Raw genomic sequence first — 25,240 nt, 5'->3', positions numbered from 1 at the left:
CCGTTCTCTGTCTAGCCAGCCAGCAACGCGGCGGGGCGCGCGATGAGCATGTCGTCGATCCTCCGGGGCGCGACGCCCATCCGGGCGAGGGCGGGAGCGACCCGACGAACGACGTGTCCGTATCCCATGCCGCCGTAGCGGGAGAGTTGTCCTTTGGTCCATACGGAGCACGTCAGGGTGACCGCGGCGGAGGGGCGATCGTCGAGGAGTGCGCAGAGGAACTCGACGCGCTCGGCGTCGGTGGCGTCTCGGGCGCGGTCGGCGAAGTAGTGTTCGCTGCCGAACGCGAACTCGACGGTCACTCCGGTGTCGACGATCTCGCGCACGTAGGTACGGTCGAGCACCTTGTCGATGTTGCAGAAGAGCACGCGCGACGGGTCGAGACCCTCGGACGTGAGGATCGCCACGACCTCAGGCCCGCGGCGGGCCGCGGCGTCGAGGCGAACGCTCACGGCCGCGTTCGCCGCCGCGGCGGCCCGTGCGGCGGCGCGCAGCGCACGGTGCTCGACCGGCGTGATCTCGGCGCTGGTGCCGAGCAGACCCAGCAGGCCCGCGCGGTATCCGGCGCCGGGGACGGCCTCGGTGAGCGCCGTCGTGAACGCACGCTCCATCCAGGCCTCTGTCTTCGTGGCCCACCAGCCCGGCAGGGTCTTGTCGATGTAGCTGCCGTAGGCCGCGACGATATGGACTCCAGCGGCGCGCGAGATCGCCGGAAGGTCGGCGTGGCGTGGCCCCATCCCCCACGACGTCGCCTCGACGATCGCGCCGAGACCCGCCTCCGCGGCGGCGGACAGTTCGGCGACGGCGGTCTCGGGCGAGTCGAGCGTCAGGTTGTCGGGCAAGGACAGATAGCTCCACCGCAGGTCGCCGAGGACCTCCGGGCGCATCGGCCCCTTGAGCGTCCCGCCTTCGCGCGTCGGCCGCACCAGGTGCCGCGCATCGGTGAGCACATGCTCGTTCGTCGCGACCCGGCCGAGCGCTGAGGCCTCGATCGGACCGAGGACCGTCTGGATCACGCGCCCACCTCGTCATACACGGTCTGGCCGCCGACGACGGTGCGGCGTACGGTCAGCACGCGCAGGCGATCGATCGGCACCGCTGTGGGGTCCGCCGACCACAGGGCCCAGTCGGCGAGACGACCGGCCCGCAGCATGCCGCGGCTGGATTCGGCGAAGGCGGCGTACGCCGCGCCGGTCGTGTAGGCGGCCAGCGCTTCCTCGACCGTGATCGCCTCGTCGAGGCTCAGCGGCTCGTCCTCGCCGCGCACCCGCCGGGTGACCGCCTGCCACATGAGATGGCGCGGATCGAAGGCGAAGAACGGCCCGTCCGAGCCGAACGCGACGACGGCGCCGGCATCGAGCCAGCTGCGCACGGGGTTGGCGCGCTCGGCGCGCTCCCCCAGCGCGACGCGCAGCCCCGCGCCGTTCTGCCAGATGATCGACGGCTGCAGTGACGCGATGACACCCGCGCGGGCGGCGGTCGCGATCGTCTCCGCGCTCGGCTCGAGGTACCCGTGGATGATCTGGAACCGCCGCTGCGCCACCGCGGCGCCCGCGGCGGCGTACTCGCGCGCGACGAAGGCCATCGCCGCGCCGCCGACGGCGTGGGTGCCCACGCCCCAGCCGTGCTCGGCGCAGAAGCGCACGAGCCGCGCGAAGTCCTCGTCGGAGATCCGCCGCAGTCCGCGGTAGCCGCTCTCGTCCCACGGCTGGTCGAGTAGCGCCTGCCCCTTCAACGCCTCTCCGTCGGCGTAGACCTTGATCGGGCCGATCCGCAGCTGGTCGTCGCCGAATCCGGTGGACACGCCGGTGCCCTCGAGGTGGGCGATCACGGCGTCGACGTCGGGCGTCGCCGTGGAGCCGATCTCGAGGTAGGGCATCGCGACAGTGCGCATCGTGAGCGCGCCACGACGGTGTGCTTCCTGGTAACCGCGCATCTCGTCGATGGTCGAGGCCGGATCGACGACGCCAGTGAAGCCCAGCTGATGGAAGAGCCGCTGTGCGATGCCGATGGCCCGGACACGCTGCCCGAGCTCCGGCGGCTCCTCGTGCGGCCAGTCCTCGTCGTGGAAGGTGCGATCCATCGTCTCGATGAACTCGGCGAGACCTGCCCCCTCCGGCAGGTAAGCGAGCGCCTTGAGGCCGCCACGCTGCATGTGCAGGTGAGCGTCGATCAGGCCCGGCAGGATGACGCCGTCGTGCGTCTCCTCCGGTGTTCCCGAGGGGACGGCCGCGCGCACCTCGGCGAGCCTCCCGGCCGCGACGATCCGGTCCCCCGCGACGGCCAGTGCCTCGGCCCGGGGATTGGCGGGATCCATCGTGAGCACCGGCGCGATGTGGATCCGCGGGTCGAGCGGCGGCGCGCCGATCACGCGACCACCGCCTGGGCCGGTTGCCGCGGATCGGCGGCGGACTCCAGGAACCCCGTCCTGGCATTGCGGTAGATCGCCTCGACGGCGGCCGCGTCGCGGGTGTAGGCGGGCCAGCGCCGCACGTCGTGCCCCCGCCGTTCAAGACCCGCGTAGACGGCTTGGTCGAACCGGTCCTCGAGGAAGACGTGCGCCGCGAGGTAGTCGAAGGGCGCGAACGAGTTCGGGAAGCTCCAGGTCGAGAAGCGCGGCGCGTTCACGGCCTCCTGGAGTTCCATTCCGAAGTGGAAGGCGTTGAGGAAGACCTGGAGCATCGCCTGCGCCTGCATGTCGCCGCCCGGGCAGCCGAAGGGGAACACGCTGCCGTCGTCGCGCACGGCGATCGCCGGGTTGGGCGTCAGCCGGGGCCGCTTGCCCGGCGCGACGCCCGCCGGATGCGCGGGGTCGGGCCGCGACTGCAGGCCGCGCAGCGAGGGGACGATCCCGGTGCCGGGGATGACGGGCGAGGTCGACGCGCCGTCTGACGGCGTCGCGGAGAAGGCGTTGCCCCAGCGGTCGACGACGCACACGTAGCTGGTGCCGCCCTCGCCGATGTGGCGTACCTCGTCCGCGCGGATCGCGTCGGGGAGCACCTGTGACCGGCCGAACAGCGCGGGCGGCAGGCCGGTGAAGGCGCGGTCGGGGTCGATCGCCGCCGCGCGCGCGGCGATGTGCTCGTCGCCCAGCAGCCGGTCGAGCGGCACATCGACGAACTCCGGGTCACCGAAGTGATGTTCGCGATCGGCAAAGGCCCCCTTGAGCGCTTCGATCACCGTGTGTACGTACGCCGGGCTGTTGTGTGCCATCCCGTCCAGGCCGTGCCGCTCCAGAATGAGCAGCGCCGCCGCGAGGGTGGGGCCCTGGCACCACGCGCCGCAGGTCAGGAGCGTGAAGTCGCGCCAGCGGGTCTCGACGACGGGCTCATAGCGTGAGCGGAACTCCGCCAGGTCGTCGTGGCGCAGATAGCCACCGTTCGCCTCGTGGTAGGCCACCACGCGGTCGGCGATCTCGCCCCCGTAGAACGCCGCGCGGGCGGCCTCGAGGCCGGCGACCCGGTCGCCGCCCGCGCGTTCCTCGGCGTCGATCATGGTCTGGATCGTGCGCGCGAGGTCGGTCTGGACGAATCGCTCCCCCACGCGCGGCGGCCGACCGCCGGGCAGGTAGATCGCCGCGTTCGCGGCCCACTTCCGGTAGCCGGCCTGCCGCTTGGCGATGCCGTCGGCGAGCAGTGGGAAGACGGCGAACCCGTCCCGCGCCAGCCGCACCGCGGCCGCCGCGACCCGGGCGAAGGTCATCGTGCCGTAGTCGCGCAGTGCCGTGATCCAGGCGTCGGGCGCGGCCGGTACCACGGTGCGCAGGACGCCGGTGGGGATGGTGCCGCCGTACTCGGTCTGGAACAGGTCGGCCGGTACGCGCCGCGGCCAGACACCGAGCCCGTCGAGGCTCACGGTGGTGCCGTCGGCGAGGCGGATCATGATGGGCGCCACGCCGGCGAAGTTGACCTCGTCGGCGTGCAGGACGGCCAGCGCCATGCCCGCGCAGCAGCCGGCGTCGACCGCGTTGCCGCCCGCCTCGAGGATCGCGAACGCCGCGGCCGAGGCCAGGTAGTGCCCGGAGGACGCCGAGTGCAGCGTGCCTACGAGCGTCGGATTCGGTGCCGGCCAGGTGGGTGGCGTCATGGTCGAGCCTTCCTCCGATGAGTAGGTCGTCACTGCGGACCAGGTACACGACGAGATGCGGATCCTATCACCGCACAATTGGATCCATTCCTCCGCGAGAGTCACCCCTCAGCGCGCGGCCGCCTCCTCCAGCAGCAACCGGGCCACCTTCTCGCCCATCACGACCGCCGGCATCGCCGTCGTCGCGCGGGGGACCTTCGGCATGATCGAGCAGTCCGCGACGCGCAGCCCCTCGATGCCGTGCACCCGCGCCCGCTCGTCGACGACGGACAGGGCGTCGTCGGCGGTGCCCATCCTGCAGGTGCCGACGGGGTGCCAGTAGTTGTCGGGGCTGCGGTAGAGGTGGGCGACGAGCGCGTCCCGGTCGAAGGTCTCGGGTCCGGGGTGGATCTCCGCGCCGACGAGCGGCGCGAGCCGCGGGTCCGCCGCGAGTTCGCGCAGGATCGCGGCGCCCTCCGCGAGCACCGCGACGTCGACGCCTTCCGGGTCGGCCAGGAAGCGATGGTCGATGATCGGCTTCGCCTCCGGGTCCGCGCCACGCAACCGCACGAACCCGCGGGACCGGGGTTGCAGCGCCGACACCCCCACGCTCCAGCGCTTGCGCTCGATGAGATGGGTCGGGCTGTACGGCAGGAAGTGCAGGTCGAACGCCTCGGTGTCGAAGCTCGACGCCACCTTGCCCATCGCCTGCTCGTCGGGACACCAGCCCGCCGCGCGCGCCCGCTCCATCGCCGCGGTCATCTCCTCGGAGCCCGCCCAGCTCATCAGCAGGAACGGCTGGTCGTGCAGGTTCTCGCCGACACCGGGCAGGTGTTGCGTGAGCGGGATGTCCAGAACCGCGAGCTGCGCGTACGGGCCGATACCCGAGCGCAGCAGGACGGTCGGCGAGTTGTAGGCACCGCCCGCCAGCACGACCGTCCCGGCCCGCACGGTCACCGTCTCGCCCCGGTGCCTGGCCACGACGCCGCTCACCCGCCCGTTCGTCACGATCACGCGGTCGACGAGGGTGTCGCCGACGATCCGGATGTTCGGCAGCGCGCGCACGGGGTCGAGGTAGGCGAAGGCGGTGTTGACACGCACGCCGTCCACGATGTTGACCGCCTCAGGGGCGAATCCCGCCGACTCGTCGACGTCGTTGAGGTCGTTGAGCCGCGGCATCCCGACGGTGGGCGCCGCGTCGTACCACGCGCGCTGCCACGGCGTGAGGTCGTCGGCCCGGTAGGTGCGCACGCGCATCCGCCGCGTGCCCTCGTCGAACAGCGGCAGCAGGTCCTCGGTGGCCCAGCCGGTCAGGCCCGCCTCCGCCCAGGCGTCGTAGTCGCGCCGGTGCCCCCACGTCTGGGTGCAGCCGTTGACATCGGAGCAGCCACCGATCGCACGGGCGCGCTCGAAGCCGACAACCCACGGGTAGCTGTCGCGAGAGTCGTAGCCCCAGTCGTGCGAGCGTCCAAGACGCGTCGCGTCGACGAGGTCGGCGGGCCAGGCGGCACTGCCCTCGGGCCCGAAATCGGGACCGGCCTCCAGGACGAGCACGTCCAGGCCGGCCTCGGCGAGCCGGGCGGCGACGACGTTGCCCGACGTGCCGCCGCCCACGACGACGTACTCGACCTCCTCCGGGAGCGCGTTCCCGCGGGCGGGGCCAGGGGCCGGTGTGGAGCGTGTCACGGGCGGTCCAGGAGGCGTCGGGGGGTGTGGACGAGGATCGTGTCGACGACTGTGGTGTCGCCGCCGGCCAGCTCGGTGATCGCCGGGGCGATGCGGCGGAAGAGGTGGTCGTAGCCGTTGCCGCCGTTACGGTGGAGGTTGGCCTGCGTCCAGACGTCGGCGCCGATGACCAGTTGAGCGCCGAATCCCTCGCTGAGGAGCCATTCGACCATCTGGAGACGTTCCGCGTCCGTCGGGTTCCGCAGCGCCGGCGAGCCGTAGGAGAAGTCCGAGCCGAACGTGTCATAGCCCAGCAGGGCACCCGCCTGGGCGATCTCGCGGTGGTACCCGCGATCCCACCGCTCGTCGAGGTGACCGATGACGACCCGGTCGGCGGGCAATCCCTCCTCGAGGAGCGCGGCCAGAACGGCAGTCCCGCCCGTGCCACGGAAGGAGAGGTGCATGGAGACGGCGCTGCCCGTGCGCGCCCCGGCTCGGCCGGCCGCCCGTACGAGCCTCCATTCGGCGGCCGTGATCGGCCAGCTCGTCCCGATCTCGCCGAGCAGGGCCGGCTTGATGCCGTTCGGGCCGATGCCGTCCACGAGCTGCGCCACGAGGATCTCGGTGAGCTCGTCCGTCCCCGCCTCGCGCACCCACGCGGGCATGGTCTCCTCCACGTAGTAGCCGGCGCCGACGCAGACGTGCACGCCGGCGCGGCGCGAGATCTCCGGCAGGTCCTCCAGGCGCCGCCCCATGCCCTCGAGCGTGAGGTCCACGACGGCGGACGCGCCGGCCGCTCCCGCGTAGGCGAGTTCCGAGGCGGCGACGTCCTGGTCGCCGAGGATCAGGTTCTCCGGCAACGACAGCGCGTTCCAGCGCAGGTAGGCCGCGAGCTCCGGGCCCATCGGCACGCCGGCGGGGGGCAGCTCCCCGGGCGGCTTCGCCCAGACACTCAGGTCGCTCAGCAGGTGCTCGTGCATCGACGTCGGCCCGAGTTGCTCGGGCGTGATCGGTCCGAGCACGGTGTGGATGGGCATGGGATCACTGTCCGAAGATCGCGCGGCGGGGATTGGTGGTGTGGATCAGGTCGAGCACCTCGGGGTCGATGCCGGCCTCCGTGGCGAGCGCCCGGAACTCGTCGAACAGGAAGGTGTAACCGGGGCCGCCGAGCGCGCGCGGGTGCGAGCGCTGGCAGACGTCCTGCGAGAGCAGGATCTGGTTCTGGTAGCCCTTCTCGATCACCGTCCTCAGGTACGACAGTCTCCGGTCGATCTGGTGGGCGATCAGGTCGCCGCCGACGTGACACGTCATGAGGCAGTCGAAGACGTGCTCGTGTGGCAGCGTGACGCCGAGCTGCTCCGGCAGCAGGGGGCCCGTGACGCTCTGGACCATGTCGACCACTTCCCCGCCCTCTCCGCTAGATCGCGATCACGACGCTCTTGGGTTCGCAGTAGCCGCGCAGCCCCTCGTCCCCGAGGTCCCGCCCGAGCCCCGAGGCGCCGACGCCGCCGAACGAGAGGGCCGGGTCGAACACGTTGTAGGCGTTCACCCAGACCGTGCCGGCGTGGATCGCCGCCGCCATCCGGTGCGCCCGGGAGAGATCGCGGGTCCACACGCCCGCGGCGAGGCCGTAGGCGGTGTCGTTGGCGATCCGGATCGCGTCGTCCTCGTCGTCGAAGGGGATGACCCCCACCACCGGCCCGAAGATCTCCTCGCGCGCGAGCGTCATGTCGTTGGTGACGCCCGTGAAGAGGGTCGGTTCGACATAGAACCCCGGACCGCGCGTACCGCCGCCGGCGACCAGCGTCGCGCCCTCTTCGATGCCCTTCCGGATGTATCCGAGGACGCGCTGCCGCTGCTCCTCCGACACCAGCGGGCCGACGGTGACACCGCCCGCGAGACCGTCGCCGACCGGCACCGACGCGACGGCGCCCGCCAGGCGCCGTGTCATCTCGTCATGAACGGACCGCTGCACGAGCAGGCGACTGCCGGCCGTGCACATCTGGCCGGAATGCCCGAACGCGGCCCGCATCGCGGTCACGACGGCGGCGTCGAGGTCTGCGTCGGCGAAGACGATGTTGGGGCTCTTGCCGCCGAGCTCCAGCGTGAGGCGCTTGAAGCCGTCCGCGGCGGTGTGCATGACGGCTCGCCCGACCTCCGTCGACCCGGTGAACGACACCTTCGCGACACCGGGATGGCGGGCGAGCGCCGCACCGACGCGCCCGTCGCCGGTGAGCACACTCACGACGCCGTCCGGGACGCCCGCCTGCCGCAGGATCCGCGCGAGGCGCAGTAGCGTGAGGGGGGTGTCCTCCGCGGGCTTGGCCACGACCGTGCATCCCGCGGCGAGCGCTGGGGCGAGCTTGAACGCCGCGGTCATGAGGGGGAAGTTCCACGGCAGGATGACGGCGACCACGCCCACAGGCTCCAGGGCCGTGTAGACGTGGTGCCCCCCGCCATCGACGGGGATGACGGTGCCGCCCAGCCGGGAAGGCGCCCCCGCGAAGTGCCGGAACGTGCGCGCGGCCATGGCCGTGTCCGCGCGCGAGCGCTCGATGGGCTTGCCGTTGTCCCGCGTTTCGAGGATCGCGAGCTGCTCCAGGTCGTCCTCGACGAGCTCGGCGACCCGGTTCAGGATCCGTGCCCTCTCCAGGGGCGCCAGTCCCCGCCAGCGGCGGTCCGCGTGCGCGGTCGCGGCGGCCATGACGGCCGCGTCGACGTCGGCGTCCTCCGCCTGGGCGACCGTGGTGAGCACCTCCTCGGTGGCCGGGTCGACGACGGCGCGGGCTTCGCGGTCGCCCAGGGCGACCCACGTGCCCCCGCACAGGAACGGCTCGTAGTCGGGCAGCGCCAGCACGGCGGTCCTGGTGGTCATGTGCGTCCTTCCGGTGGGCGCGGGATCAGAAGATCCCGAAGTACTCGCGCTGCTCCCAGTCGGAGACATGGCAGAGGTATCGGTCGAATTCGGCGCGTTTGATCGTCGCGTACCACTCCACCACCGTGTCGCCGAGGGCGGCCCTGAAGGCCGCGTCACCCCACAGGGCGTCGACGGCCGCGCCGAGGTTCGACGGCAGCCGGTCAGCGCGCTCCGCGTAGGGCTGAAGCGTCGGCGCCGGGGGGACGAGGCCACGGTCGATCCCGTCCATCCCACTGACGAGCTGGGAGGCGATGTACAGGTAGGGATTCGCGGCGGGCTCCCCCGAACGGTTCTCCAGCCGCGTCGCGGGGTCGCCGGGGCCTCCGACGGCGCGGATCATGGCGCCCTTGTTGTCGATGCCCCACGCGATCCGGTCGGGTGCGAGCGAGTACGGCTGGTAGCGCTTGTAGCCGTTCACGGTCGGCGTGGTGAAGGCGGCCGCGGCGAGCGCGTGCGCGAGCAGGCCGGCCAGGTAGCCGGCCCCGACGAGCGAGAGCGTCGTGCCGGGCACGTCGGGGACGAACGCCCCGGCGCCCGTCGCGAGGTCGTGGAGCGACTGGTGCAGATGCCACCCGGTCGAGGCCCCCTCGGCGCCCTGCGGCCGGGACATGAACGTCGCGTGGTAGCCGAGACCGGCGCTGATGCGACGCACGGCGGTGCGGCACAGGACGATCGCGTCCGCGACCGCCGCGGCGTCTCCCGCCTCCATCGTCAGCTCGAACTGACTCGAACCGAACTCCAGCTCGATCGAGCGCAGTGGGAGGTCGAGCAGCGTCAGGCCGCGGTACAAGGCGTCCACGAGCGGCTGCATGGTGTCGAGACCTTCGTCGTGCAGCAGCTGCGCGCCAGGGGTGGTGGGCAGGGCCGCCGACGCGGCGCCGGGCCGACCGGGACCGCCGACCTGCTCGGGACCGACCCCGGCGGCCACGTCGCGAAACACGTGGAACTCCAGTTCGGCGCCCACCGTCATGCCGTAGCCGCGGACGGCGAGCGCCGCGAGCGCGTCGCGCAGGATCGACCGCGTGCAGAACGGGACCGGCGCGCCGTCGGGGAACCGCAGGTCGCACAGGAGCATCGCGGTCCTGTCGGTCCACGGCAGAACGCGGAAGGTCGTCGGGTCGGGGACGAGCACGATGTCGCCCGCCCCGCTGAATCCGCCGACGCCCACGCCGGTGTCGGCCGAGAAGACCGGGAAGACCGACTGTCCTGAGGTGTCCTTCAGGAGCAGGGAACTCGGCGCCGTGACGCCGGACCGCAGCGCGGCCGGCACCGCGGCCCTGGCGAGCGTCTTGCCACGCAGGATGCCGTGCTGGTCGACGAACGAGAACCGCACCATCTCGATGCCGAGTTCGTCGATGACGCGACGCAGTTGGCCGGCCGCCGCGTACTGAGCCTCACTCCACAGATCGTGCCGGTCGATGAAGCCGCCTCGCTCCTCCCGCAGCATCGGCCGGGCCGACACGCCTCCGCCGCCCGCCGCGACGGACCGCTCGTCCACGCTGCGCTCACGCATCGGCGGGAGCCTCCGTCCGCGCCGTCCCGGCGGCCCATGGCGAGTCACGCCGTCGCTCCTGCTCGCGCTCGACCCACCGCGTCTGCCACGCGTCGTTGGCGGCGATCGTGTCGACGGCGAGCGGTCCGGTCAGGGCCGCCGCCTCCGCCTCGCTGACCGGGTGCGCGGGCGTCCGGGCCCCCGCGGCGAAGGCGTCGATGGCTCGTAGAAGGAGGCGGCGGTTCGCCGTGATGGCACGGTCGGAGACGCCGAGGCGCTCGACCGTGCGGTCCTGGATGGGGCCCATGCTCTCGACCGCCCACTGGTCGTGAACGTTGATGTCGAGGCCCATCCCGGTGTAGGTGAGCTCCTGCTGCTCCCGCGGGTCGAAGCCCCAGTCGTTCCCCCGGTTCCGCAGCGGCCGGTAGTCCGGAAGACTCACGCCTTCCAGGCGCTGCTGGAGGAGCGTGTCCCTGTCAGTGGGCTCGGCAAAGTCGTACCAGATCATGTACCAGTAGTGGTTCTCGTCGTCGATCGGCACGTGCCACTGGGTGAAGACCTTCGAGTTGCCGAAGGGCACGACGAAGGCGTTCGGGAAGAGCAGGTTCGTCACACGGACGTGCCTGACCTCCTCCGTCAGCTGCCGCAGCGCGAAGACGCGAAGGCCGTGGTCGGCGCTCTCCACTGCGATGTCCGGGCGGTGGTTATCGCCGACGAGCATCGAGAGCTTCCTGCCCGTGCCCTCGACCTCCTCGCTGAACTGCTGGCCGTAGACCTCCCGCGGGTCCTCCTGGATGAAGCGGTGCAGGAACGACACGTGGCTCGGGTCGATGCCGCCCTCCAGCCCCTGCAGCCAGTTGCACTCCCACAGCCCCTTGAAAGCGAAGGTGTACTCCTCCGGGGCGACGAAGCAGTCGTAGTGGGGAAAGGGCGGCGGGTCACCCGCCCCCAGGTAGGCGAAGATGATCCCGTTCTTCTCGACACACGGGTAGTTGGCGATCCGGATCTTGCCGAGGAACCGACTGTGCTCGGGCTCGGCAGGCTGTTCGACGCAGCGCCCTTCCCCGTTGTAGAGCCAGCCGTGATAGAGACAGCGGATGCCCTCGTCCTCAAGCCGCCCGTAAGACAGATCGACGCCCCGGTGGGCACAGAACCGGCTGATCAGCCCCCAGCCGCCGGGCTTCCGGAACAGCACGAGATCCTCCCCGAGCAACCGGATCGCCTTGACCGGGCGCTCGCTCGGCATCTCGGAGACGAGCCCCGCGGGCTGCCAGTAGGAGCGGAGCAGTGCGCCCAGCGGCGTGCCGGCGCCCGAGCGGGTGATCTTGTCGTTGTCTTCCTGCTTCAGCATGACGCGCTACTCCCTCGCTCCCCGGCTCTCATGCGGTATCCCAAATCAACATTATTGTATCCAACATCAGGTGTCGAGGACGAACACCGGGCACGAGGCTCGGGAGACGCAGGCCATCACGCAGTCGTTGCGCGCTCGTTCCCGCGGCGTGAGCACGAGGTCTCGACGGGCTAGTGGTGCCCGTGCCGGGTGTCGTGGGCGTGGTGGGCGTGCCCCCGAGCGCCGTCCGTGGCCGGCTCCGGGGAGGCATGGCAGTGCGCGGCGGGCTGTGACGGCGGGACGTCGAGCGCCGGATTGCGGTCGAAGAACCCGTCCGGCTCCAGCCGCAGTCCGATGCGCTGGACGGGCATGATCGGCCAGTCCTCGGGGCGCGCGTAGTGGTGCGAGGCGATGACGGGCCACAGCACCAGCTGGGCTCCGTCGAGCGGACGGTCGGCGCGCTGCCACGCCGCGATGCCGTCCTCCCCCAGGGGCGCCTGGTTCGGGTACTCCCCCGCGATGAACCGTTCCGCCGGGTCGTACGCCGTCGCCCACAGGTGCTTCGCGACGAAGGGGGCCTTGCGTTCGACGACGCTGCCCGGTCGCGCGAACAGGCGGGTCGTGTTCGGCAGCACGAGCCGGAACGAGGTGGGATCTCCGAAGCGGTTGGTGCGCTCCGTGCTCTCGACGCGCCAGTGCACGGCCCGCGACGGGTCGTTCGCGCGGCCGGCGGTCCGCTCGGAAGGGATGACGGTCGGCACCATGCGGCAGGCGTTGCCGTAGGGGTTGAGCTCCTCGTCCTGCTCGACCTCGGCGTGCACCTCGACGAGGCGGTTCAGCGGGCCGTCGACCGCCGTGTCCAGACGGATCGCGAAGTAGTGCTGGTGTGTCGGCGCCTGCACGTTGGGGCTCACCAGCCGGCCGAACGGCGGCGTCTCGCCGTCGGCGATGCCCGACACCGAGAGGATCCCCGTGAGCTTGACCTCCAGCTCGATCGAGCCGTCCTGGTAGAGGGACCAGTAGAAGCCGTAGTCGTAGTTCGCGACCGTCGCGAAGAAGGAGATGACCAGCCGCCGCGAGCGGCGGACGTCGGCCTCGCCGGTACGCGTGTTGACATGCTTCCAGAGGATGGAGAAGTCCTCCTCGTGCATGCAGACGCCGTTCGTGATCGTCTTGGCCTCCCCGAGGCCGTCGAGCACGTGCGCGTCGAAGTAGTGGATCTCCCCCAGGCAGTCGCAGCCCAGTTCCAACGACGCGGTGAGCGGACCGGCCCCGTACTCGCCCCAGTCGAAGAAGTTCTTGCGGTAGGCCGTCGGGTCGGAGTCGAGGTACGGCACGTACATCTCGTTGACGGCGGCGCGCCGCAGCACCGGCCGCACCGTCGCGCCGTCGCGATAGACGAGGTCGTGCAGCACGAGTCCCTCGCGGTGCGTGAAGCCGACGCGGAACGACCAGTTCTGCCAGCTGACCTCGTGGCCGTCCACGGTGAAGCCCGGCCCCTGCGGTTGGGTGATCTCCAGCGGGCTGACCGCCCGGTCCTGACCCCACGTACCCGAGCGGTACACGCCGGTCTCGCTCGCCATCGGGTACACGCCGTGATCCTCGAGGCGGACGATGTCCAGCGTCTCGAGATCGATGAGGGGGACGAGCCCCGCGACCGGGCGCGCATAGCCGTTGTCGTCCTCCGACTCGCGGTGCCACACCGTGCCCCACGACAGGCGCCGGTCGGCGAGGTCCTCGGGCTCGAAGCCCGTGATCGACTCCGGGTCGACCCACACCAGCGAGGTATCGACGATCCCGCGCTTGGCCAGTGCCTCCTTGAGCAGGGGGTGGTCGCGGGCCGCCCGTGCGACCAGGCGGGCCTCCTCGGAGGAGACGCCGGGCCGCTTGGCGTCCACGGAACCCCACGCCGCCAGGGACGCGGGACGGTCGGAGCCCGCCGTCCAGGCGGTGACCTCCCAGGCCTCGTGCGCGTCGGGGTTCATGACGACGAGCCGCACCGGGCGGCCCTGGCCCGGTGCGAGACCACGGGCGAGCCCCTCCTCGACGGCGATCCCCCAGAAGCGGGGACGTGCGCCGATGCGTCCGTCCTGCCGCACGAGGGCCACGACGCCGGCGATCTCCTCCGGGGTGAGCGGGTCGCTCCACAGCCGGGTGGCGGTCATTTCTCCTCCTTGGTAAGTGGCGCGCTCAGGGACGAGGCGACGACCGCCGCGCCATCGGCGCGGGGGTCGCTCGCCGCCTCGAACGCGACTCCGGTGGGCCCCGTGCGTCGGCGCACGACCTGGACGTGCCCGGCGGCGTCGGCCTGGGCCGAAAACCAGGCGACGGGCAGGCCGGCCGTCCGCGCGGCTGCGACGACCTCGTCGCCCACGCCCGGCTCGGCCACGAGGGTGAGCTCCGCATGGCCCAGGTCGACGTCGCCGACCACCCAGCGTGGGTGGGCCAGGACGTCGTCCAGCGGCCGGGCCGGATCCGTCATCGCGGGCACGAGCTGGGCCAGGATCCAGGGCTGGGCTCGCCCGCCCTGGCAGCCGACGACGACCGTGGCCTCGTCGGAGTGGACGATGACGGGGCACAGCGTGTGCGGGGGCCGCGCCCCGCTCGCGAGATGCGCGGGCGAGGCGGGGTCGAGGCTGAACGCCGCGCCGCGATTGTGCAGCACGATACCGGTCTCGGGCTCCAGGAGCCCGGCTCCGAAGCTCTGGAAGACGCTTTGGACGATCGTGACGCTCCAGCCGGCGTCGTCGCTCGCCGTCACCGCGGCCGTGTCGCCGGTGGCGCGCGGTTCGAGCCGGCGGGCCGCGGGCGCCGCGTCCAGCCGCAGCAGGGCCTCGAGGTCGCCGCCGCCCGAGCGTGGGTCGCCGAGGTGCGCGGCCCGCGCCGCGACGCCAGCCAGGCTGGCTTCGAGCACGCGCACTGGGTCCGGCTCACCGTCCGCGCCGGCCGCGGAGCGCGCGACGCCCAGGAGCACAGGACCGACGGAGGGCGGCGGCGCGACCGACCAGGAGCGCCCGGCGATCTCGCGTGTCACGGCGGGGACCGACTCGGGCCGGTAGCCGGCGAAGTCCGCGAGCGTGTGCGTACCGCCTCGCGCACGGAGCATCGCGACCACGGCGCGCGCGGTGTCACCCTCGTACGCGTCGCGCGGATCCTCGGCGAGCCGTCGCAGCGTCGTGGCCAGCGCCGGCTGGCGTAGCAGCGACCCGCGGCGCAGGGGATCCCCCTCGGGCGCGAAGACCGCACGCAGTCCCGGATCCGCTCGGACCGCCTCGCGGCGGGCGTCGAGCGCCCGTTCCAGGCCCGCGCTCACCCGGGTGCCCGCCTCGGCCGTGATCGCGGCGCCGCGGAACGCCGCGCCGAGCGGCAGGCGGGCGCCGACGCGTTCCAGCTCGAGCCAGCCTGCGACGATCCCGGGCACGGTCACGGCGTGCGGGCCCTGCCGCGGCATGGCCGGCCACGTGGCCGCCTTCCGGTCGATTCCCCGTGGCGCGGTGCCCGCCGCGACGACCGCCGTCGTCGCTCCCGTGGGCGAGCGGACCAGCGCGACGAGGTCGCCGCCGAGCGCGCACTGGTGGGGGTAGACGACCGTGAGCATGACCGCGGCGGCGAGAGCCGCGTCGAGCGCGTTGCCGCCCGCCGCGACGGCGCGCTCGCCGGCGGCGATCGCCTCGTGGTGGGGTGCTGCGAGGGCGACGGTCACGTCACAGTCCCCGCCGTGCCGTCGAGACGAAGTCGAGGTCGTCACGGGGAACGCCGTCACACAGGTCCGCGACCGCGTCGCCGACGGCCGGCCCGAACTTGAAGCCGTGCCCGGAGCAGGCCGCCGCGACGACGACCGCGGGAGCGTCGGCGAGCGGGCCGATGGTGAACCGCCGGTCCTCCGTCATCGTGTAGAGGCAGGAGGTGGCCTCGACCGGCGTCGTGTCGAGGCCGGGCACGTAGGACTCCAGGAGTGCGCGCAGCTCGGCGATCTCCCGCGGGCTCGGCGGAGCGGCCGGCTCCTCCGGATCCCATGTCAGGCCCGCGTCGACGCCGAGCTTCACCCCGTTGCCGCAGGCGTCGGGGATACCGAACACGAGACCCTCCGGCCGGTCCACGGAGAACGCGCCGAGGCCCGGCGGCATGCCTGCCCGCTGGCCGGTGGGTACCGTCACCGTCAGGATCCGCCAGACGTCAAGCCAGGGCGCCAACGACGGCACGAGGGCACCGGTCCAACCGCCGGCGGCGATCACGAGGTTGGTCGCCGACAGCACGCCCTCGTCCGTCGCGACCCGGACGCCCGTCACCGTCGGCTCCCATCCGCGCACGTGCACACCGTGCCGCAGCTCCGCCCCGTGTGCCACGGCTACGCCACGCAGTGTCCCGAGCGCGCGTGCGGCCTCGATGACGCCGGCGTCCGGGTCGTAAACGCCCCGGTAGCCCTCAGGCACGGCAAGCCCTGGCATGCGGCGCGCCAGTTCGTCCGGATCATCGATGACCACGCAGCCGGGCCCCTGCAGCTCCGACGGGCCGCGGTGCGCGTAGAGCCCGGCCGTGCGGTGCAGGAGCCGTTGCCCGGACTCGGCCTCGAGCGCGGCCCAGGCCACGAAGGCGCGATCGACGAAGTCGTTCCACACCGGGCTGGGGTAGGCACGGCGGATCATGCGGGTCCTGCCGTGCGAGGATCCGCGGTCGTGCCCGGACGGGAAACGGTCGAGCGCGATCACGCGGCGCCCACGGCGCGCGAGGCTGGCGGCGGCGGCGCTGCCATGCACGCCGAGTCCGATGACGATGACGTCTGTCCGGTCCGCGTGCCGCGTCATCCGCCCGCCTCCCCGTCGCGGCCCGCGGTGACCATCCGGACGCCGTCGACGAGCGCGCCGAGATCCTTGTCGTCGTTGTAGACGTGGACCGATGCCCGCACGACCGAGGGGAGCGCCCGTGCGCCGAGATCCCACTGGCCGTGTGTCGCGGGGACCGCGACGACCCGGACGTTCCGCGCGGCGAGCGCCTCGACGACCGCGGGCGAGTCGACGCCGTCGACGACGAAGGTCACGATCGCGGACGCCGCGCCATCCGGGTCGGCGATCGTCACGCCGGGGATGTCCGCGAGGGCGGACCGCAGCAGCCGCGCACGCGCCCGCAGCCATCGCTCGGTGCTCTCCGGCGAGCGCGCGATGGTCTCGCGGAGCGCTACGCCGAGGCCGAGCCGGGCGGCTACGGGGCTCTCCCACGACTCGAACCGCCGCGCGTCCGGGCTGAGCTCCCAGCCTGACGGCGACAACCATCGCGCTCCGCGCACATCCGGCGCCGTCGGCGTCAGCCGCTCCAGGAGCGACTCCCGGATGTAGGCGAAGCCGGTGCCGCGCGGAGCGCGGAGGAACTTACGGCCGGTCGTCACGAGCGCGTCGCAGCCGATGGCCCCGACGTCGACGTTCAGGTGTCCCACGGACTGCGTCGCGTCGAGGATGTAGGTGGCTCCGTAGCGCCGGGCGATCCGGCCGATGCCCTCGGCGGGCTCGACGAGCCCCGACGACGTGGGGATGTGCGAGACCGAGACGATCGACGGCCGCCCGTCCGCCAGCAGGGCCTCGAGCGCGCCGAGGTCGACCCTCCGCGTGTCGTCCACGGGCGCGACGACGAGGTCGACATCGTGCTCCCGGGCGATCGTCATGAGGTGCATCGCATGGCTGACATAGGTCGTGCTCGACGCGACGACGCGTTCGCCCCGTGCCATCCGGAGTGCGTCGACGAGCACCCGAAGGCCCGTCGACGCACTGTCGAAGAGGGCGATTTCACGAGGACGGGCGCCGATGAGTGTCGCGGCCGCCGCGTAGACGTCCTCGCCGCGCTCACGGATCGCCGCCGACGCCTCGTAGCCACCGTACCGCTCCTCCCGACGCAGGTGATCGACGACGGCCGCCGTGACGCCGCGCGACGGCAACGCGGCGCCCGCGGCGTTGAGGTGGTGCGAAAGACCCGCACCGAAGGTTCGCGCACGCTCGGCGTCGACGTCGATCTCCGCCCCTGCGCCGAGAGCGGCGCCAGGCGCCGCCTCGATCGAATCCATCTCGCAACACCCTTCCATTGGGATCCAAGACTAGCACAGATGGATCCAATCCCTGGGCGCGCCGGTCCGCGCACCGGATGCCAAGCGAAGGGGCAGGCGTCGGAAACCGGGCTTCGCCGGTCACCACCGGAGCCCCACCGCCGCGGCACCCACGGCGGTCAGGACCCGACGGGCGGGAAACGGGCTCGGTTCAGCCGCGGAAGACCGTGGAGGAGCGCTTCTCGTACCACTCGGCCAGCTGATCGCCGGCCTGGATGACGTGCTCACGCATCGCGGCCGCCGCTGCCTCGGCTTCTCCCGCGGCGAGCGCGGCGACGATCCGCTCGTGTTCGCGGAAGTTCTCGTCGCGTTGGCGGGCGTCGTTGACGATGAGCTGGGCCGAGACGTTGCGGGGAAAGGTCTCGTTGATGTCGTTGACCACCCTGGCCAGGCGGGCGTTGCCCGAGATGTCGGCGATCAGGGTGTGGAAGCGGTCGTTGTCCCGCTGGCTGGTCGGGAGGCTGACCGGCTTTCCCATGCTCTCGGCGAGAGAGTGGTCGTACATCTCCTGATTGGCCCGGCGCAGTTCCTCCAGTTGCTCGCCGGTGACCCGGCTGACGGCCCGCGCGGCGGCGAGCGCCTCGAGCTCCGCCCGCACCTCGTACGCCTCGCGCACCTCCCAGGGCGCGGGAACGCGCACGATGGCACCGCGGTTGGGGAGCACCTCGATGAGGCCACCACTCTGCAACTGGCGCAGCGCTTCCCGCACGGGTGTCCTGCTGACACCGAAGTCGGCGGCCAACTCCGCCTGGCGCAACTGCGCCCCGATCGGGATCTTGCCTGACATGATCCGATCGCGGATGCGGCTCGCGAGGTCGTCGACGAGCGCACGACCGCTCTTCTCCTCCACGTTCAGGCCGGCGGTGTCTACCATCCGCGGACTCGCTCCCTTCGTCGCTCGCATGGAGTTATGCACGGCAGCGGGGGGATCGGCTCAGGGACCTGTGCTCCTCCGTCCGCCTCCGAAAAAGCCTAGCGAATCCGAATATCCGAAAGCCCCCGGCTTGGATCCATGAGCTGGTGACGCTCGGCAGCGCGGTCCGCCTACGGACCCTTCGCGCGCGGCGCGTCGGGGTAGCCGCTGAGGGTGTCGGCGGCGGAAGCGATGATCCCGGGGATGAGGGCCTCCTCGACGCCGAGAAGCCGCAGCGTGCCCCGCACCACGGATCCCGCGTACCGGGCCCGGCTCTCCTCTCCCCCCCACTGGCGTTGCGACACCGCCGCCTCGACGAGGGCGAAGACGAGATCCAGGTCGTGCGCGAGGGTGTCCACCCGGTCGGGCGGGTGCAGGGCCTCCAACGCCGCCCTGCCGAATCGGCGGTAGGTGTCGCGCAGGGTCGCCTGGGCCGAGTGGGTGGGCTCGAAGTCGTCCGAGACGAGCCCGGGCAGGTGGTAGAGCACGTGCAGGTTGAGCCGGTCCCGCAGCAGGGTGTCGAGGTCGTAGCGGACGAGCGCGCACAGTCGGACCTCGGGGTTGATGTCCTGCGCCTCGAGCCACCGCGCGCAGTCCAGCGCCGGCGTCACGGTGCTGGACAACAGGGACGTGAGGATCGCCCGCTTGTCGGCGAAGTGGTAGTACAGAGTCGCCTGCTTGATGCCGACGGAATCCGCGATCTGCCGGGTGCTCGTCGCTTGGTACCCCTGTTCGCCGAACAGGTTGGACGCGGCGATCAGGATCTCCTCACGCGTGCTGAGACCGTTCTGCCGCTTGGGCGCGGCGCGCGGGCGTCCGGGCCTGCGGCGCCGCTGGCCCGCCGCCGGGCGGTCCTGGGGCTCCCGGTCAGTCACGCGGCCCGCCTCACGTCCTGCTGGGAGAACGGGGCGGCGCGCCGGGCGTCCTTGACGATCCGGCCACCGAGCAGGACCGTCTCCACGGCGCTGGGATCGCCGAGCGCCGCGATGTCGCCCAGCGGGTCCACACCCGTGATCAGCAGGTCGGCGCGCAGCCCTTCCCTGACGGTTCCCACCTCGTCGTCGACCCGGCACATGCGAGCGGCGACACCGGTCCCGGCGGCGATCGCGTCGAGCGGATCGAGCCCCAGCCGGACGAGCAGCTCCAGTTCCCGCAGGTTCCGCCCGTGCGGGGCGATGCCGGCATCGGTGCCCAGCGCGATGGCCACGCCGCTGGTCAGTGCGGTCCGCAGGCGCTCAAGGGCGGTTTCCTGGAGTCGGCGGCGCTTCTCCACCACCCAGGGGGCGCCGTCGTGACGCACCGGCCGGGTGAGGGTGGCGAGCGTGGGCACGAGGTAGGTACCACGTTCGCCCATCGCGTCGAGCGTGGCGTCGTCCACCAGGTAGCCGTGCTCGATGCTGCGCACCCCGGCGCGTACGGCGGCGGCGATTCCGGCGGTGCCCTGGGCGTGGGCGGCGACGCCCACCACGCCGTGCCGTGCGGCCTCGTCGACGACGGCCCGCAGCTCGGCCTCGGTCAGGCCACCGGTCTCAGGGGCGCTGCGAGGGCTGCCCATCCCTCCGGTGGCTGCGACCTTGATCCAGTCGGCGCCCTGGCGTATCACCTCGCGGGTCGCCTTGACGAACTCGGCGGGTGAGTCGGCCACCACACCGGCGCCGGGGCCGGTGTCCAGAGGGGTGCCGTCGATGGCGCGCCAATCGCCGTGCCCGCCCGTGATGCTGAGGATCCGCAGGGCCACCTGGAGGCGCGGACCGCGTACGTAACCGGCCTCCACGGCTTCCCGGAACCCCGAGTCCGCCCCGGCGAGGTCACGCGCGGTGGTGACGCCCGCGTCGAGCGTGGCGGACAGGGCCGGCACGGAGCGCAACGTGAGCAGGCTCTCCGGAGCCAACACCGTGTCGAAGGGCGCGCCGTCGGGGCGGGCGCTCACGTGGACATGGCAGTCGAAGAATCCGGGCAGCACGGTCATCCCCGCGGCGTCGAGGATCCGCAGCCGCTCGGGGGCGGGGTGTGCGGGCAGGTCGAGCGTGCCGGTGGGCGCGATCGCCTCGATGCGCCCACCCGCCACCAGGACGTCGGTGCGAGCTCGCGCCGGAGCCCCGGTGCCGTCGATGACGGTGGCGTCCCGCATCAGGAGCGCGGGGCCCGGGTCGTGCTCGGCCTGTGGCATGTTCCCTCCCGGAATCCATGGCGACGATGCGCGAGCGTGCCGGGACAGTCGGTGGTGTCGCGTCGTCGTGATCACCGTACCAACCGACACCCCGAGGATTTCTGTCGCCGACAGAATTTACAGCTCGGCAACGAGTGACAACTCGGCCGAAACCTCTTCCCCGCGCCTCCGGCCCTAGGTTTCGGTCACCGACAGGAAACCCCGCCCTCTCCCCACCTCCCCTCCTCATCGAGAGGTCCCCCGATGCGATCCAGCTTTCGACTCGGCCTGGCGGCCGTCGCGACCGCCGCACTGGCTCTCACCGGCTGCGCCGCCGACCGGCCTGGTGCGTCGGGTGGCGGCGGTGACGTCTTCACCGCGGCGATCGTCCAGGCCTACACCACGCCCCCCGACCCCGACGTCAACTACGACGGCCCCGGTCTCAACATCATCCAGAACGCCTACGAGGGCCTGGTGAAGTACCAGGACGGCGCGGACGAGGCGGAGATCGTGCCGTCGCTGGCGACCGACTGGACGGTGTCGGAGGACGGCCTCACCTACACGTTCACCCTCCGCGAGGGCGTCACGTTCCACGACGGCACCCCGCTGACCTCCGCCGCCGTCGCGACCTCGGTCGAGCGGCGAGCCCAGGTGGACGGCGGCCCCGCGTACATGACCGCGGACGTCGTGGAGGTCGCCACACCGGATGACCACACCGCGGTCCTCACCCTCGCCGCGCCGAACTCCGCTTTCCTGGACTACCTCGCCTCGCCGTTCGGCCTCAAGATCATCAGCCCCACGGTGCTGGACGAACGGGCCGGCGACGACTTCGCGCAGACGTACCTCACCACGCACGACGGCGGCACCGGCCCCTACGAACTGACCGCGGCCGAGACCGGCGTGCGCTACGAGCTCACCGCATACGACGACTACTGGGGCGACACGCCAAGCCTCACCACGGTCCAGCTCAAGATCTCGGAGAACGCGTCCGCCTCCCAGCTCGAACTCGAACGCGGGGAGATCGACGCCATCCTCGGCAATCTCAACAAGTCCGCCTTCGAGTCGTACGCCGACAGCGAGGATGTCGAGACCAGCACGTTCCCCAACTTCACGACACAGATGATCTACGCGAACCCGGAGTCCGAGATCTTCACCACCCCGGAGGAGCGCGCGTCGCTGTACTCCGGGATCGACACCGAAGGCATCGTGTCGGCCGCCATGGGCAGCCTGGAGGAGCCGACGACCCAGCTGTTCCCCCAGGGCATGCTGGACGCCGGACTCGACGACCAGGGGATCGCCTACGACGAGGGCGCGCTGGAACGGATCACGGGGTCCGGAATCGCCGACGGGAAGACCATCCGGATCGGTTATGCCGGCAGCAGCGCCGATGGCAGGGCCGTGGCCGAGGAGCTCGGCGCCCGGCTGAGCAGCGCGGGACTGCCGGCCGAGGCCGTGGCCTACGCGGCCGGCACCATCTACACCCTGACCGACGACCTCGCCGCCGCACCGGACCTGGCGGTCTTCTCGGTCTTCCCCGACGCCGGCCACCCCGACTCGTGGGCCCGCATCATCTACACCCCGGGCGGCGGTCTCGACCTCTTCGGCGCCGAGGTCGACGGGCTCGACGCGGCTCTCGACGACGCCCTGGGCACGACGGACATATCCGCCTACGGCCCCATCGCCCAGTCGGTCATCGACTCCCGCCACTGGTTCTCGATCGGATCGCTCAACACGACGCTCCTGACCACCCCCGACATCACCGGAACGCGGGAGGCCCAGAACCTGCTCGAGTACAACGTGCTGCACTTCGCGGCCCTGGACCGCGCGTAACACGACGAGGACAGGACGAGGAGCAGACCCGTCATGGCACTACGCGAACCCGCCGTCCCGCGCCCGGGGGGCACGTCCGCCACCACCCCCGGCCCACCGTCACAGTCCGTCCTCGACGTGCGTGACCTGCACGTCCGACTCACCCGAGACCGACGCGTCGTCCACGCCGTGCGGGGTGTCAGCCTCGCCGTACGGCCCGGCGAGATCGTCGGGATGGTGGGGGAATCCGGCTCCGGTAAGAGCGTGCTCGGCCTGGCCACGATGGGTCTGCTCCCGCGGCGGTCCCGGCCGCGGGTGACCGGGACCGTTCTGGTCGGCGGCACGGACATGGTCACCGCTCGCGACGAACCACGCCGCGCGGTCCGCCACAAGCACATCGGCGCGGTCTTCCAGGACCCGATGACCTCCCTCGACCCGACCATGACCGTCGGTTCCCAGTTGGCCGAGGTCACCCCCGACCGCGCCACGCGCCTCCGGCTGCTCGGGGACGTGGGTGTCCCCGACCCCGCGTCGCGGCTCAGGGCGTTTCCGCACCAGCTCTCGGGCGGGCTGCGGCAGCGCGTCATGATCGCGCTCGCCGTCGCCCGCCGCCCCTCGCTGATCGTCGCCGACGAACCGACCACCGCCCTCGACGTCACCGTCCAGGCCCAGGTGCTCGACCTGCTGCTCTCGCTGCGCGACGAGGTCGGCTGCGGCGTACTCTTCGTCACGCACGATCTGGGGGTGGCCGCCCAGATCAGCGACCGCATGGTCGTCATGCACGAGGGGCGCCTGGTCGAACAGGGCGCTGTGGGGGACATCTTCGACCGTCCGGAACATCCCTACACCCGGCGCCTGCTGCGCTCCCGAATCGACCTGGACACACCGCGGGACCGCCCGCTGACGCGCGGCCTCCCGCAGCTGGAACACCTCGATGCCGACAACCGGCCGACCAGCGAGGCACCGGCGGAGGCCGCGGCCGCGGCCGACCGTGCGGGACGCGCCCACGGCGCCCACGGCCGCGCCATCGGCGCGGACGGCGTGCTCGACGCCGGGCACGCGGCCCCCGCCGACCAGAACCTGCCGGAGCGCTGGCCCGCGCCGGATATCAGCGACACCTACGCCGTACGCCTGCGCGGTGTGACCCGCACCTTCCGCTCCGGCCGGCTCTGGGCCCGCGACGAGACACCCGCCCTGCGCGGCGTGGACCTCGACGTCGCGCAGGGTGAGGCCGTCGCCCTGGTCGGCGAGAGCGGCTGCGGCAAGTCGACGCTACTGAGGATCGTCGCGGGCCTGGAGACCGCCACGGCCGGCCGGGTCGACGTCGCGGGCAGCACGCCCCAGATGGTCTTCCAGGACGCGGGGTCCTCCCTCACCCCCTGGCTGACCGTCGGGGACATGCTCGGCGAACGCCTCACGGCGCACCTGTCCGGCACCACCCGCGCCGCGCGCCGAGTCGCCGTGGAGGACGCCCTGCGGACCGTGGGACTCGATCCCGACGCGGCGCACGCCCGGGGAGACCAGCTCTCGGGCGGCCAGCGCCAGCGGGTCGCGATCGCCCGCGCCGTGATCGTGCCGCCCCGGGTGCTGCTGTGCGACGAACCGACCTCGGCCCTCGACGTCTCGCTCGCCGCCACCGTGCTCGACCTGCTCGGGCGGCTACGGCGCGAACTGGGCATGTCCATTCTTTTCGTCACCCACGACCTCGCCGCCGCACGCATCGTCGCCGACCGCGTCGCCGTCATGCGTGCCGGCCGGATCGTCGAGTTCGGGCCCACCGAGCAGGTGTGCTCCGCGCCCGCCGAGGAGTACACGCGCACACTCCTGGCCGCGATCCCCGGCCCGCGGCACCGCCGGCTGCCCCACGACACCACCGTCCCCGCAGGAGACTCCCGATGACAACGCTCGGTCCGGGAACCGGCCGCGCGGCCGCCCAACGCCGCTGGGCGGCGGTCACCACCGTCCGCGAACGCAGCACGGCCGCCGACCGGATCGCCATCGCCGCACTGGCCCTGCTCGTCGCGGCGGCCCTCCTCGCCCCCGTCCTCGCGCCGCACAGCCCCGTCCTGCGCTCCGGCGAGGCGTTCCTGCCGCCGGGCAGCGCGGGTCACCCGCTGGGCACCGACGCGCTCGGCTACGACCTGCTCTCACGCGTCCTCTTCGGCATGCGGTCCAGCCTGCTGGCCGCGGCGATCGTCATCGCCTCGGGCGTGGTGATCGGAACCCTGGTCGGGGTGCTGGCCGGCGCGCTGCCGGGTTGGGTGGACAACCTCCTCATGCGCGTGACCGACCTGTTCCTCGCCCTGCCGGGGCTCGTCATCGCCATGGCCGTCGCCGCGTCGCTCGGCGCGGGCTACACCAGCGCGCTCATCGGCATCGCCATCGTCTGGTGGCCCATGTACGCACGGCTGGTACGCGGCGAGATACGCGCCTGGGCGGCCCGGCCGCACCTCGAAGCCGCTCGTCTGGCGGGCGTCCCCTGGGGACGCCGGGTCACCCGGCACCTGCTGCCCGGCGTGCGCTCCACGATCGTGGTCGCCGCCAGTCTGGACGTCGGCGGGCTCGTGGTCGCCCTCGCCTCGCTGTCCTTCATCGGCCTGAGCTCCCCCGCGCCCGCGCCCGAACTGGGGGCGATGGCCGCCCAGGGCATGCAGTACCTGCTGGAGTCCTGGTGGGTGCCCATCGTGCCCGGCGTCGCGGTCACCGCGCTGGCGCTCGTCGCCAACTACGCCGGTGACGCCGTCCGCGACATGCTGCGGCGGCGGTGACAGCCATGCCACACCGGCGCACTCATCCCGGAAAGGTCTGA

Annotated in this window: 19 protein-coding genes; 3 read left to right on the top strand and 16 right to left on the bottom strand. The window is 72.3% G+C overall.

The features are described 5' to 3' along the window. Positions 1-11: 11 nt before the first annotated feature. From ACFWI8_RS07260 to ACFWI8_RS07185, 16 genes are all read right to left on the bottom strand, one after another. The gene (locus ACFWI8_RS07260) at positions 12-1,016 is read right to left on the bottom strand and encodes a hypothetical protein (protein WP_387086863.1); all 1,005 of its coding nucleotides are present in this window, start codon (positions 1,014-1,016) and stop codon (positions 12-14) included. Continuing rightward, a complete protein-coding gene (locus ACFWI8_RS07255) occupies positions 1,013-2,371 on the bottom strand; it encodes an amidohydrolase (protein ID WP_387086861.1) in 1,359 nt (452 codons plus the stop codon). Before ACFWI8_RS07255 ends, ACFWI8_RS07260 begins: the two co-directional genes overlap by 4 nt. Next, entirely contained in the window at positions 2,368-4,086 is a 1,719-nt protein-coding gene (locus ACFWI8_RS07250) for a gamma-glutamyltransferase family protein (protein ID WP_387086859.1), read from the bottom strand. The genes ACFWI8_RS07255 and ACFWI8_RS07250 overlap by 4 nt, the downstream gene beginning before the upstream one ends. A gap of 108 nt (positions 4,087-4,194) precedes the next feature. Beyond that, positions 4,195-5,751 (bottom strand): GMC family oxidoreductase, encoded by a 1,557-nt coding sequence (locus tag ACFWI8_RS07245; protein ID WP_387086857.1) that lies wholly within the window; start codon positions 5,749-5,751, stop codon positions 4,195-4,197. Next, positions 5,748-6,767: a phosphotriesterase gene (locus ACFWI8_RS07240; RefSeq protein ID WP_387086855.1), complete on the bottom strand. Its 1,020-nt coding sequence runs from the start codon at positions 6,765-6,767 to the stop codon at positions 5,748-5,750. The genes ACFWI8_RS07245 and ACFWI8_RS07240 overlap by 4 nt, the downstream gene beginning before the upstream one ends. Before the next feature lie 4 nt (positions 6,768-6,771). Then, positions 6,772-7,122: a hypothetical protein gene (locus ACFWI8_RS07235; RefSeq protein ID WP_387086853.1), complete on the bottom strand. Its 351-nt coding sequence runs from the start codon at positions 7,120-7,122 to the stop codon at positions 6,772-6,774. 25 nt (positions 7,123-7,147) lie between these two features. Further along, positions 7,148-8,605, bottom strand: coding sequence for an aldehyde dehydrogenase family protein (locus tag ACFWI8_RS07230; protein WP_387086851.1), 1,458 nt, complete (start codon positions 8,603-8,605; stop codon positions 7,148-7,150). Positions 8,606-8,630: 25 nt separating this feature from the next. Next, positions 8,631-10,160, bottom strand: coding sequence for a glutamine synthetase family protein (locus tag ACFWI8_RS07225; RefSeq protein WP_387086849.1), 1,530 nt, complete (start codon positions 10,158-10,160; stop codon positions 8,631-8,633). Continuing rightward, positions 10,153-11,490 carry a Rieske 2Fe-2S domain-containing protein gene (locus ACFWI8_RS07220; protein WP_387086847.1) on the bottom strand — a complete coding sequence of 446 codons (1,338 nt, stop codon included), beginning with the start codon at positions 11,488-11,490 and terminating at the stop codon, positions 10,153-10,155. The genes ACFWI8_RS07225 and ACFWI8_RS07220 overlap by 8 nt, the downstream gene beginning before the upstream one ends. Before the next feature lie 170 nt (positions 11,491-11,660). After that, positions 11,661-13,634: a primary-amine oxidase gene (locus ACFWI8_RS07215; RefSeq protein ID WP_387086845.1), complete on the bottom strand. Its 1,974-nt coding sequence runs from the start codon at positions 13,632-13,634 to the stop codon at positions 11,661-11,663. Beyond that, on the bottom strand, positions 13,631-15,172 hold the full coding sequence (locus ACFWI8_RS07210) for a gamma-glutamyltransferase (protein ID WP_387086843.1): 1,542 nt from the start codon (positions 15,170-15,172) through the stop codon (positions 13,631-13,633). Before ACFWI8_RS07210 ends, ACFWI8_RS07215 begins: the two co-directional genes overlap by 4 nt. Before the next feature lies 1 nt (position 15,173). After that, on the bottom strand, positions 15,174-16,274 hold the full coding sequence (locus ACFWI8_RS07205) for an FAD-dependent oxidoreductase (RefSeq protein WP_387086841.1): 1,101 nt from the start codon (positions 16,272-16,274) through the stop codon (positions 15,174-15,176). Then, complete coding sequence (locus tag ACFWI8_RS07200; RefSeq protein ID WP_387086839.1) at positions 16,271-17,521, bottom strand: aminotransferase class V-fold PLP-dependent enzyme; 1,251 nt, start codon at positions 17,519-17,521, stop codon at positions 16,271-16,273. The genes ACFWI8_RS07205 and ACFWI8_RS07200 overlap by 4 nt, the downstream gene beginning before the upstream one ends. 190 nt (positions 17,522-17,711) lie before the next feature. Next, a complete protein-coding gene (locus tag ACFWI8_RS07195) occupies positions 17,712-18,434 on the bottom strand; it encodes a GntR family transcriptional regulator (RefSeq protein ID WP_387086837.1) in 723 nt (240 codons plus the stop codon). Positions 18,435-18,604: 170 nt separating this feature from the next. Then, positions 18,605-19,348 carry a TetR/AcrR family transcriptional regulator gene (locus tag ACFWI8_RS07190; RefSeq protein ID WP_387086835.1) on the bottom strand — a complete coding sequence of 248 codons (744 nt, stop codon included), beginning with the start codon at positions 19,346-19,348 and terminating at the stop codon, positions 18,605-18,607. After that, the gene (locus ACFWI8_RS07185) at positions 19,345-20,643 is read right to left on the bottom strand and encodes an amidohydrolase family protein (RefSeq protein WP_387086833.1); all 1,299 of its coding nucleotides are present in this window, start codon (positions 20,641-20,643) and stop codon (positions 19,345-19,347) included. The genes ACFWI8_RS07190 and ACFWI8_RS07185 overlap by 4 nt, the downstream gene beginning before the upstream one ends. Before the next feature lie 243 nt (positions 20,644-20,886). Between ACFWI8_RS07185 and ACFWI8_RS07180 the strand changes: the two genes are divergently transcribed. The 3 genes from ACFWI8_RS07180 to ACFWI8_RS07170 are packed head-to-tail and all read left to right on the top strand — an operon-like array spanning position 20,887 to position 25,199. Beyond that, positions 20,887-22,452: an ABC transporter substrate-binding protein gene (locus ACFWI8_RS07180; protein ID WP_387086831.1), complete on the top strand. Its 1,566-nt coding sequence runs from the start codon at positions 20,887-20,889 to the stop codon at positions 22,450-22,452. 33 nt (positions 22,453-22,485) lie between these two features. Beyond that, on the top strand, positions 22,486-24,330 hold the full coding sequence (locus ACFWI8_RS07175; protein ID WP_387086829.1) for an ATP-binding cassette domain-containing protein: 1,845 nt from the start codon (positions 22,486-22,488) through the stop codon (positions 24,328-24,330). Further along, complete coding sequence (locus ACFWI8_RS07170) at positions 24,327-25,199, top strand: ABC transporter permease (protein ID WP_387086827.1); 873 nt, start codon at positions 24,327-24,329, stop codon at positions 25,197-25,199. Before ACFWI8_RS07175 ends, ACFWI8_RS07170 begins: the two co-directional genes overlap by 4 nt. Positions 25,200-25,240 lie beyond the last annotated feature (41 nt).

This window comes from Streptomyces sp. NPDC127098 (assembly GCF_042722465.1).
GTDB classification, from domain to species: domain Bacteria; phylum Actinomycetota; class Actinomycetes; order Streptomycetales; family Streptomycetaceae; genus Streptomyces; species Streptomyces millisiae.
The sequence above is the reverse complement of the archived record's forward strand: the minus strand, read 5'-3'. Positions and strand labels throughout refer to the sequence as shown.